The sequence below is a fragment of the Microbacterium sp. B19 genome (genome assembly GCF_000333395.1).
Lineage (GTDB): Bacteria > Actinomycetota > Actinomycetes > Actinomycetales > Microbacteriaceae > Microbacterium.
In genome coordinates, this window is the sequence record NZ_BADA01000269.1 from 1 (window position 1) to 10,544 (window position 10,544).

7 protein-coding genes and 1 pseudogene are annotated in these 10,544 nt (G+C 70.7%); 6 read left to right on the top strand and 2 right to left on the bottom strand.

The window, feature by feature from the left end:
* Positions 1-341, bottom strand: a pseudogene (locus I5G_RS21725) (hypothetical protein); the annotation flags it as partial.
* Positions 342-504: 163 nt separating this feature from the next.
* Here I5G_RS21725 and mtrA point away from each other — a divergent pair.
* The 5 genes from mtrA to raiA all read left to right on the top strand — a co-directional run bounded on the left by mtrA (position 505) and on the right by raiA (position 6,063).
* Positions 505-1,185, top strand: a complete 681-nt coding sequence (gene mtrA, locus I5G_RS09890; protein ID WP_022878914.1) for an MtrAB system response regulator MtrA — start codon at positions 505-507, stop codon at positions 1,183-1,185.
* A 7-nt stretch (positions 1,186-1,192) separates the two neighbouring features.
* Entirely contained in the window at positions 1,193-2,878 is a 1,686-nt protein-coding gene (gene mtrB, locus I5G_RS09895; protein WP_022878915.1) for an MtrAB system histidine kinase MtrB, read from the top strand.
* Complete coding sequence (locus I5G_RS09900) at positions 2,875-4,533, top strand: LpqB family beta-propeller domain-containing protein (protein WP_022878916.1); 1,659 nt, start codon at positions 2,875-2,877, stop codon at positions 4,531-4,533. Before mtrB ends, I5G_RS09900 begins: the two co-directional genes overlap by 4 nt.
* Before the next feature lie 92 nt (positions 4,534-4,625).
* Entirely contained in the window at positions 4,626-5,306 is a 681-nt protein-coding gene (locus I5G_RS21730) for a ComF family protein (protein WP_051038738.1), read from the top strand.
* A gap of 94 nt (positions 5,307-5,400) precedes the next feature.
* The gene (gene raiA, locus I5G_RS09910; protein ID WP_022878918.1) at positions 5,401-6,063 is read left to right on the top strand and encodes a ribosome-associated translation inhibitor RaiA; all 663 of its coding nucleotides are present in this window, start codon (positions 5,401-5,403) and stop codon (positions 6,061-6,063) included.
* A 61-nt stretch (positions 6,064-6,124) separates the two neighbouring features.
* Here the strand turns inward: raiA and I5G_RS09915 are convergent, their stop codons facing one another.
* Positions 6,125-7,435 carry a hypothetical protein gene (locus I5G_RS09915; RefSeq protein ID WP_022878919.1) on the bottom strand — a complete coding sequence of 437 codons (1,311 nt, stop codon included), beginning with the start codon at positions 7,433-7,435 and terminating at the stop codon, positions 6,125-6,127.
* Between the two features lie 181 nt (positions 7,436-7,616).
* Here I5G_RS09915 and secA point away from each other — a divergent pair, with 181 nt between their 5' ends.
* A complete protein-coding gene (gene secA, locus I5G_RS09920) occupies positions 7,617-10,418 on the top strand; it encodes a preprotein translocase subunit SecA (protein WP_022878920.1) in 2,802 nt (933 codons plus the stop codon).
* Positions 10,419-10,544 lie beyond the last annotated feature (126 nt).

Consider the following 10,544-nt stretch of genomic DNA (forward strand, 5'->3'; position numbering starts at 1 on the left):
ACGACGGCCTGGACGAGGATGCCGAGGGCCCCGGCGAGCGCCCCGAGCACGAGGGCGGTGAGGCCCGTCAGGGCGATGGATCCGACCATCACGGCGTCGAACTCCTCGCTGCCCTGGACGAGCGTGGCCAGCCGCGAGAAGCTCGCGACCCCCACCGCCGCGATGGCCACGGTGACGACGACGTACCCGACGGTCTGGACCACCAGGGCGAAGCCGAGCAGCACACGGGGGTTGTGGCGCAGGGCCACGAACGAGCGCCCCAGGATCGTCCCGAAGCCGTAGGGGTGGAGAGGCACGATTCCGGCGCGGGAAGCCGGAGTCCAGGCGGGGTACGCGGTCACGATGGCGGCCTCCTCGGCATCGGCTTCGCGTTCATCGTGTCACACACCCCCGACACGCTCGGCCTCATGCCGCACGCGTCGACTACGCTCGGGGGTGATGCGCGCCCCACCCGTGGCGCATTGCCCGTTTCCGAATGGGGCCGAGACGGAAGACGTACACCCGATGACTTCACGGATCCTGGTTGTCGACGACGACACCGCGCTCGCCGAGATGATCGGCATCGTGCTGCGCACCGAGGGATTCGAGACGGTGTTCTGCGCGGACGGCGCCCAGGCGGTCGACGCGTGGCGCAGCGAGCGTCCCGACCTGATCCTGCTCGACCTCATGCTGCCGGGCGTCGACGGGATCGAGATCTGCACGCGCGTGCGCGCGGAATCCGGCATCCCGATCATCATGCTGACCGCCCGCACCGACACCGCGGACGTCGTGAAGGGCCTGGAGTCGGGGGCCGACGACTACATCGTCAAGCCGTTCAACCCGAAGGAGCTCGTCGCCCGCATCCGGACGCGGCTGCGTCCCGCGCAGGCTCCGGTGGACGAGACGCTGCGCATCGGCGACCTCGTCGTCGACGTCGCCGCGCACGAGGTCCGACGGGGCGACAGCCCGATCGCCCTCACCCCGCTGGAGTTCGAACTCCTCGTCGCCCTCGCGGAGAAGCCGCAACAGGTGTTCTCCCGCGAGATGCTGCTCGAACAGGTGTGGGGCTACCACTACAAGGCCGACACGCGTCTGGTGAACGTCCACGTGCAGCGCCTGCGGGCGAAGATCGAGGCCGATCCCGACAACCCCCGCATCGTGACCACCGTGCGCGGGGTCGGCTATCGCGCCGGCGCGGTGGCTTGAGGTCCTCATGACCGGCGCGGTGCGCACGCTCCCCGTCTCCCGGGTCGGGCGGCGGACCGACTGGCGCCGGGTGCGCGACCGGGTGGCGACCCTCTGGCGGCGTTCGCTGCGGTTCCGCACGATCGTGATCGCCGTCTCGCTCACCGCCGCGACCATTCTCGTCACGTGCGTGGCGATGGCGCTCGTCATCCAGAACGAGCTGTTCACGGCGCGCAAGGATCAGGTGCTGCTGGAGGCGCAGCGGGCCACCGCCGCCGCACAGGCGACGCTCGACGCGGCGGTGGACTCCACCGACCCGGCGGCGGCGCAGACCCTGATGAACGGGATCGCCACGCGCCTGTCGCAGCAGTCCTCGAGCGACCTCATCGCGCTCTACCGCATCGGCCCACCGTCGCCGCTCGCTCCGCAGCCCTTCATCTCGCCGTCGTTCGACTCCCGCATCGTCACGGACGCGCTGCGGACGCAGGTGCAGTCCAACCCGGACCTGCAGTGGTGGCAGTCCGTGGCGCTGCCGTCCGACACGGGCCGCGAGGTTCCCGGCATCCTGGTCGGTCATCAGCTCCGGTTCCCCGCGCAGGACGGTGTCGACTACTACGAGCTCTACATGGGGTACGACCTCACCAGCGCCGCTCAGACCCTCGCGTTCGTGCAGGTGCTGCTGTGGGTGGTCGGCCTCGTGCTCGTGGTGCTCATCGGGGCGATCGCATGGGTCGTGCTGCGCTCGGTGACCACCCCGATCGCGGATGCCGCGGAGACCAGCGCGAAGCTCGCGGCGGGCGATCTGGGAGTCCGGCTCCCCGTGCGCGGCGAGGACGAACTGGCCACGCTCAACCGGTCGTTCAACGCGATGGCGGACAGCATCGAGGCGCAGATCAAGGAACTCGCCGACCTGTCGCTCGTGCAGCAGCGATTCGTGTCCGACGTCTCTCACGAGCTCCGCACGCCGTTGACGACGATCCGCCTCGCCGCCGACATGATCAACGACCAGCGCTCGGAGTTCGATCCGACCACCGCGCGCGCCGCGGAGCTGCTCCACGCCCAGGTGCAGCGGTTCGAGCTCCTCCTGACCGACCTGCTGGAGATCAGCCGGTACGACGCCGGATCGGTGCAGCTCGAGTGGGAGCCGACGAGCATGGCCCACCTCGCCGAGGACGTCATCGCCTCGATGGAGCAGCTTGCGCACCAGCACGGCAGCGACGTGCGTCTGGTCGCCCCGGGCGGGTACACCCCGATCGACATGGACGGGAGGCGCGTGCGGCGCATCGTCCGCAACCTCCTCGGCAACGCCATCGAGCACGGAGAGGGACGCCCGATCGTGGTGACGGTCGACAGCGACCGGGATGCCGTGGCCCTCAGCGTCCGCGACTTCGGTCTGGGCATGCGACCCGAGGACGTGGAGCGCGTGTTCGACCGGTTCTGGCGCGCGGATCCGTCGCGCGTGCGCACGATCGGCGGGACCGGGCTCGGGCTGTCGATCGCGCTCGGCGACGCGCGGCTGCACGGCGGCTCGCTGTCGGTGTGGTCAGAGCTCGGTCACGGCTCGAACTTCCTGCTCACCCTGCCGCGCGACGGACGCCCGCTCGGGGGGTCGCCGCTGCCGCTCGTGCCCGACGACGAACAGGGCGGCGCCCTGGAAGCGCTCGGTCTGACGCAACCCATCTCACTCGGTCGCCAGGGAAGGGCGTCGTCGTGAAGCGCGCATTCGCGGGTCTGAGCCTGCTCCTCGTGCTGGTGCTCTCCGCGTGCACCGGTCTGCCGACGACGGGCTACGTCAATCCCGGCCGCGGTCCGCAGGGGGACGATGCTCAGGCGTTCGCGTTCGTCCCCGACGGCCCGCAGGACGGCGCATCCCCGGCCGAGATCGTCGAGGGGTTCCTCCGCGCCGGCTCGGGCCCTGCCGACGACTGGGCGACGGCGAAGCTCTTCCTCGCCCCCGGAACCTCCTGGGACCCGCGGGCGCGCGTCACGATCGACCGCCTCGCCGATCGCCGGGCCACCGCGGATGCGGACGGCACCTCGGTCACGGTGGCGCTCTCCACGATCGCCGGGGTGGATGCCAATGGCGCCTACTCCCCGGCGGTGGGCGGGGCTACCGAATCCCTCCCGTTCACCCTCGCCCGTGTCAACGACCAGTGGCGCATCACGTCCGCGCCGGACGGTGTCGTGCTGTACGAGGAGGTGTTCCCGACCGTCTACCAGGCGGCATCCGTGGCGTACTTCGATCCGTCCTGGAGCTACATCGTCCCGGACGTCCGCTGGTTCCCGCGGCCGCTGGTGGCGAGCCGCGTGACGACCGCGCTGGTCGACGGGAAGCCCAGCGCGTGGCTCGACGGCGCGGTCAAGAACGCGTTCCCCGACGGCCTCTCGCTGGTGGGACGGTCGGTGACCCTGTCCACCAGCGGGGTCGCCCAGGTCCAGCTGCCGCAGGCGGCGCTCGGGCTGGACCGCACGACGCTCGACCGGATGCAGACGCAGTTGTCGCGCAGCCTGGCGACCGCGGGGATCAGCGACGTCCAGATGACGGTCGACGGGACCCCGATCGCCGCGACCGAGCTCCCCGTGAAGGTCACCCGCGTCGACCCGTCGCCTGCCGTCCTGAACTCCGACGGGAAGTTCGGAGTGCTGAACGGCGACGCCGTCGATGCGATCCCCACGCTCTCGGGCGCTGTGGAATCGCTCGCACCCGCGAGCATCGAGCTCGAGGCCGACCGCAGCCTCGCGGCCGTCCTCACTCAACAGGGCACCGTCGCGAGCGCGCTCGCGGACGGCGGGACGTTCCTGCTCGACGACCGTCCGGGGCTCCTGTCGCCCTCGATCGACTCCAACGGAGAGATCTGGAGCGTCCCGCGTTCTGCACCCTCTCAATTGCGGGCGTACTCGCCCCAGGGCGTGCCCCGCGAGATCGGGAACGCGTGGCCGGATGCCTCCGAGGTCGTCGCATTCCAGATCTCGCGCGACGGCACGCGCGTCGCCGCCGTCGTCACGGTGGCGGGGGTACGCGAGGTGTGGCTCGCCGGGATCGTCCGCGAAGGCACGGGCGTGAGCCTCGGCGCGCCCCACGTGCTGTCGTTCTCGGAGCCGGGCGCGTTCGATCTTGCGTGGTTGGACGACTCGACGGTGGGTGTGCTCACCACAGTGGACGGGACCGGGCACCTGGACGAACTCAACGTCGGCGGGCGCGGCACGGTCGGTCCGGTGCCCGAGGACGCGAAGGCGATCGCGGGCGGCAGCGCGAGTGTCCGCATCCTGGATGCGACAGGGCGCCTGTTCAGTCGTCGCGGCAGCTCGTGGACGCTCGTCGCGAGCGACATCCGGGTCCTCGCCGTTCAGCAGGGCACCACGTCCTGACCCCTCCTCCCCGGGCTGCGGAGTCGCGGATCCGTCCACGGATGGCGCCCGGGCTGCGTCGCGGACCGGCGTCCGCGCGGCATCCTGTCGCCATGGCACCTCTGCTTCCCGGCCTCGCCGCCGGCGTCCGCGCCGCGGCGGTCGAGGCATCGGCGTTCTGGCTCCCCGTCGCGTGCGCGGGCTGCGGCGAGCTGGATGTCGACGTGTGCGAGGGATGCCGGGCCGACCTGGCGCCGAGGGTGCGGCGCGACGTTCTCGTGCCCGGCGTGGAGGTCGTCAGCGCCCTCGAGTTCGACGGCGTCGTGGCCCGGATGATCCGCGCGCTGAAGGCCGAGGGGCGCACGGGTCTCGCCCGTGCACTCGCACCCGCGCTCGCCGAGGCCCTGCGCGCGGCGCCCCCGGCCGCGACGGTGACCACGGTGCCGCCCTCCCGCGCGGGGGACCGCCGGCGTGGCTACCGGCCGGTGGATCTGCTCGCCCGACGCGCGGGCGCGCGGCCCGTCCCGCTGCTCCGACTCACTCGCACGGCGGCGGATCAGCGCGGTCTCGGGCGGGCCGCCCGCCGGGCGAACGTGGCCGGTGCGTTCGCGGTGCGCGCGCTGCCGCCCGGCCCCGTCGTGGTCGTGGACGACGTGCTCACGACCGGCGCGACGCTCGGCGCAGCCGTCGCGGCGCTCCGCGCGGCGGGGGCGACCGAGGTGACCGCCGTGGCTCTCGCCCGCACGCCGCGACGCAGCGGATCCACACGTGAATCGGAGGTGATTGAGACGTGACAGGGAGGTGTCCACGCGACTACCGTGGGGATGACTGAAGGCGACGGCTGTTCCGCCCTTAGACCGGGCGGAACCCGGAACAAGGAGGTCACGGATGGACACCAGCATCGTCGGCGTGGGGGTCGGTATCACCGACCGATTCCGCTCGGTGGTCGAAGAGAAGGTCAGCCGGATCGAGCACCTCGCGCCCCGCGCGAACGCGCTCGAGGTCAAGGTGACGCATCGGTCCTATCGCAACGGCCGGATGGAGGACGACACCGTCGAGCTCACCCTCGACGGAAAGGGTCCCGTGGTCCGGGCGGAAGCGACGGATGCCGATAAGTTCGCCGCTCTGGACCTGGCCGTCGACAAGATCTCGGAGCAGATACGCCGGGCGAAGCAGAAGCGCGTGGACGCCCGAAACCACCCGCGTGGTGCCAAGTTCGAGAAGGGCACCGGTGAACTGGCCGGCATCGACCTCGAGCCCGCGTCCGTCGACGTGCTGCGCGCCGTCGCGACGGGATCCGTTCCCGTGCAGGCGGACGCCGCCGAGGAAGAGGAGTACTGCCCCGTCGTCATCCGGCAGAAGGAATTCGACGCCGAGTGGATGACGGTCGAGGACGCCGTCGACCGCATGGAGCTGGTCGGCCACGACTTCTTCCTCTTCATCGACGCACGCTCCGACCACCCGAGTGTCGTCTACCGCCGCAAGGGCTGGGACTACGGTGTCATCGCGCTGGGCACGCAGGCCTCGCCGGAGGTCGCGGTCGCGTCCTGAGCCCAACGAGCAACGGGGCCCCGTCCATCCGGACGGGGCCCCGTTGTCGTCGATGACGGGTTCAGCCGTCGAAGATGTCGCCGAGGAGCGAACCGATCACGAGGCCACCGAGCATGCCCCCGACCATGTTCCCGCCGCCCATGCCGCCGCCGCGCCCGTAGCCGCCCTGGCCATAGCCGTTGCCGCCCCAATCGTCGGGGCGGGACTGCTCGATGTCGCGCTGCGCCAGCTGCAGGGACTCGGACGCCAGGCCTCCGGCGCGCCGCGCCGTGGCCAGCACGACCTCGCGCTGCTCCTCCGGGATCGGACCGAGCGGCAGCCCCGCGCGGAGGCGCTCGGCCTCGACGAAGCGCGTGCGCGCGTCGGCGCCGATCCAGCCCCGGTGCCCGGTGATGAGGCCGCGGGCGACCGCGAGCTGACGGTCCGCGTCGTCGATCGCGTGCTCGACCTGCTGCTGGGAGGGGAGCGGTCGGGCGGCGCGCTCCCGGGCGAGGTCGAGGTCGGCGTTCGCCTGACGGAGGGACGAGAGGGCGCTGAACGGGTCCGTGCGGGAGCCCGACGCGGGGAGCGCCTGGAGCTCGCGTTCGAGGCTCGCCATGGCCTGGAGCACCGTCGGCGTCTGCGGACCGCGCCGCGCGTCCACCAGGTCGCTGCGAGAATCGTCGATCACCGCCGCCAGAGTGGATTCGGCGCGGAGGGCTTCGATCTCGAAGGTGTCCACGGCATCCAGGAGCGATTCCGCTCGACGAACCGCCTCGGTCGCGGCTTCGAGCGCCACGGATGCCTGCTCGCGCTGACCGGCTTCGCGGCGGCGCTCGGACACCCCGGCGGTGTGGACGGCGAAGTCGAGCAGCTGCTGGACCTCGTCGGGGTTCCCGGCGACCTGCTGGAGGGCGGAGGGGCTGTAGCGCTGCGCGAGTCGGTCGACGATCTCGCGCGCGTGCGGCACTCGTTCGGCGAGACGGTCGCGGTCGGCCCGCACGCGAGCGAGCGTCTCGGGGGCGCGCCGCACCGCGTCGATCTTCGGCTGCAGGACCAACGTGCGCTCCTCGAGGAGATCCTCCGCCCACTGGGAGAGCTGGATGATGCGCGCGTTACGCGTGCGCAGCTCTTCCTTGGTGTCCGGGATCTCGTCGTGGTTCAACTGGTGGAGCTGGAACGCCTCGGCCAGGTGCACCTTCACCGAGTCCAGGGCGGCGGCGAGGTCTTCCGTGGCCTTGTCTCCCAGCTCGGCGCGCGCGAAGTCGAGTTCGTCGGAGGTCAGGCGGACGCGTTCGTCCGCGGCGACGATGGCGAGCTCGGCGCGACGCGCCAGATCGGCATCCGCGGCATCCTGCTCTTCGCGCTTCCTCTTACCCCAGAAACCGGCCATGGCTCGATCCTAGGCCGGGCACTTCGGAGCGGGCCGGGTGTTCGCTACGGGCGCGAGGGGGCGTCGGGAAAGCCAGCAGGCTCGCAGGTCACGAACCGATAACACGGATAACATGACCGTGTATGCCTGTGCGCAGGCCGGCGTCCACGAGGGCGCCGCACCCGATAGATGGAGATGCTTCGTGGCCAATCCGCTCGAGAAACTGCTGCGCGCCGGAGAGGGGCGCATCCTCCGCCGACTGCAGGGCGTCGTGAAGGCGACCGGTGCCCTCGAGGAGGACTACGAGCAGCTCACCGACGAAGAGCTGCGCAACGAGACCGTCGAGCTGCGCGCCCGGTACGAGGCCGGCGAGACGCTCGATCAGCTGATGCCGGAGGCGTTCGCCGCCGTGCGCGAGGCGGCCAAGCGTACGCTCGGACAGCGTCCGTACGACGTGCAGATCATGGGCGGCGCGGCCCTGCACCTCGGCAACATCGCCGAGATGAAGACCGGTGAGGGAAAGACCCTGACCGCGGCCCTGCCCGCCTACCTCAACGCGATCGCGGGCAAGGGCGTCCACGTCATCACGGTCAACGACTTCCTCGCGAGCTACCAGTCCGAGCTCATGGGGCGCGTGTACCGCGCGCTCGGCATGACCACGGGCACCGTGGTCTCGGGCCAGACGCCCGACGTGCGCCGCGAGCAATACGAGGCCGACATCAGCTACGGCACGAACAACGAATTCGGCTTCGACTACCTGCGCGACAACATGGCCTGGCGCAAGGAGGACCTCGTGCAGCGCGGTCACTTCTTCGCCATCGTCGACGAGGTCGACTCGATCCTCATCGACGAGGCGCGAACGCCGCTCATCATCTCCGGCCCCGCGTCGGGGGAGGCCAACCGCTGGTTCACCGAGTTCGCCAAGCTGGCGCGCACCCTCGAGGCGGGCGTCGACTACGAGGTCGACGAGAAGAAGCGCACCATCGGCGTGCTCGAGCCCGGCATCGAGAAGGTCGAGGACTACCTCGGCATCGACAACCTGTACGAGTCGGCGAACACGCCGCTCATCTCGTTCCTGAACAACTCGATCAAGGCGATCGCCCTCTTCAAGCGCGACACCGACTACGTCGTCATGAACGACGAGGTCATGATCGTCGACGAGCACACGGGCCGCATCCTCGTCGGGCGCCGCTACAACGAAGGCATCCACCAGGCGATCGAGGCGAAGGAGGGCGTCCCGGTCAAGGCCGAGAACCAGACCCTCGCCACGGTCACCCTGCAGAACTACTTCCGCCTCTACGAAAAGCTCTCCGGCATGACCGGCACGGCCGAGACCGAGGCGGCGGAGTTCATGTCGACCTACAAGCTCGGCGTGGTCCCCATCCCGACGAACAAGCCGATGATCCGCAAGGACCAGCCCGACCTCGTCTACAAGAACGAGACGGCGAAGTTCGCGCAGGTCGTGGAGGACATCGCCGAGCGGCACGAGAAGGGCCAGCCGGTCCTCGTCGGGACGACGAGCGTCGAGAAGAGCGAGTACCTGTCTCGGCTGCTGTCGAAGAAGGGCATCCGCCACGAGGTCCTCAACGCCAAGAACCACGCGCGCGAGGCCGAGATCGTCGCCCGCGCGGGCCGCCTCGGCGCCGTCACGGTCGCCACGAACATGGCCGGCCGCGGTACCGACATCATGCTCGGCGGCAACGCCGAGTTCCTCGCGGTGTCGGAGATGAAGGCGAAGGGTCTCGACCCGGTCGAGACGCCCGACGCGTACGAGGCCGAGTGGGACTCGGTCTACCAGGCGGTCCGCGACACCGTCGCCGAGGAGGCCGCGAAGGTCACCGAGGCGGGCGGCCTGTACGTGCTCGGCACCGAACGTCACGAGTCGCGCCGCATCGACAACCAGCTGCGCGGTCGTTCGGGTCGTCAGGGCGACCCCGGCGAGAGCCGGTTCTACCTGTCGCTCACCGACGACCTCATGCGCCTGTTCCAGTCGGGAGCGGCCGAGGCGATCCTGTCCCGCACGAACTTCCCCGACGACGTCGCGATCGAATCCGGTCTCGTCTCGCGCGCCATCAAGAGCGCCCAGTCGCAGGTCGAGGCGCGCAACGCCGAGATGCGCAAGAACGTCCTCAAGTACGACGACGTCCTCAACCGCCAGCGCGAGGCGATCTACGCCGACCGCCGGCACATGCTGCAGGGCGACGACATCGCCGACCGCGTGCAGCACTTCATCGAGGATGCCATCACCGCGATCATCGACGACCACACCAGCAGCGGGCACACCGAGTCGTGGGACTTCGACGCCCTGTGGACCGAGCTGAAGACCCTGTACCCCGTGAGCGTCACGATCGACGAGGTCGTCGCCGAGGCGGGCGGCAACAAGGGCCGCATCACCCCCGAGGGGCTGAAGCGCGAGATCATCTCCGACGCGCGCATCGCGTACGAGGCCCGCGAGGAGGCGCTCGGAGCTCCGGCGCTCCGCGAGCTCGAGCGGCGCGTGGTGCTGCAGGTGCTCGACCGCCGCTGGCGCGAGCACCTCTACGAGATGGACTACCTCAAGGACGGCATCGGCCTGCGTGCCATGGCCCAGCGCGACCCGCTCATCGAGTACCAGCGCGAGGGCTACCAGATGTTCCAGTCGATGATGGGGCAGATCAAGGAGGAGTCGGCCGGCTTCCTCTACAACCTCGAGGTCGAGGTCCGGAAGGGCGACGGCGTCGAGGGGGCCCAGGTCGAGGCCAAGGGTCTCGCCCCGGCCGCCGTCGAGGGTCAGCGCCTGGAGTACTCCGCCGCGAACGACGCCGGTGAGGTCGAGGTCCGCAACGACCGCGGTCAGGTGCAGCAGGCGGCGACCAACCGTCTGCGCCAGGCAGGCCAGGCGCAGGCGCCCGCGGCTCAGGCCGCGCCGACCGGCGCCCGTGGCGCGTTCGGCCAGCGCACGGACGCCCCCGAGCCCGCCGCGAACAACCGCGCGGATCGTCGCGCCGCCGGCAAGAAGAAGTAACCCGTCTCCTGGATGCCGTGCCCCTGCCGCCTCGCGGGGGCACGGCATCCGTGCGTCCGGGGAGGCCACGCGTGGTCGATTGGCCGGATCGGCGCGGGGATATCCTGACCTGATGAGCCCGCTGCG

Bases quoted from the DNA above. Each gene is read 5' to 3' on its own strand.
- raiA (WP_022878918.1), top strand. From the start codon at position 5,401: ATGGACACCAGCATCGTCGGCGTGGGGGTCGGTATCACCGACCGATTC.
- mtrA (WP_022878914.1), top strand. From the start codon at position 505: ATGACTTCACGGATCCTGGTTGTCGACGACGACACCGCGCTCGCCGAG.
- mtrB (WP_022878915.1), top strand. From the start codon at position 1,193: ATGACCGGCGCGGTGCGCACGCTCCCCGTCTCCCGGGTCGGGCGGCGG.
- I5G_RS21730 (WP_051038738.1), top strand. From the start codon at position 4,626: ATGGCACCTCTGCTTCCCGGCCTCGCCGCCGGCGTCCGCGCCGCGGCG.
- I5G_RS09915 (WP_022878919.1), bottom strand. From the start codon at position 7,435: ATGGCCGGTTTCTGGGGTAAGAGGAAGCGCGAAGAGCAGGATGCCGCG.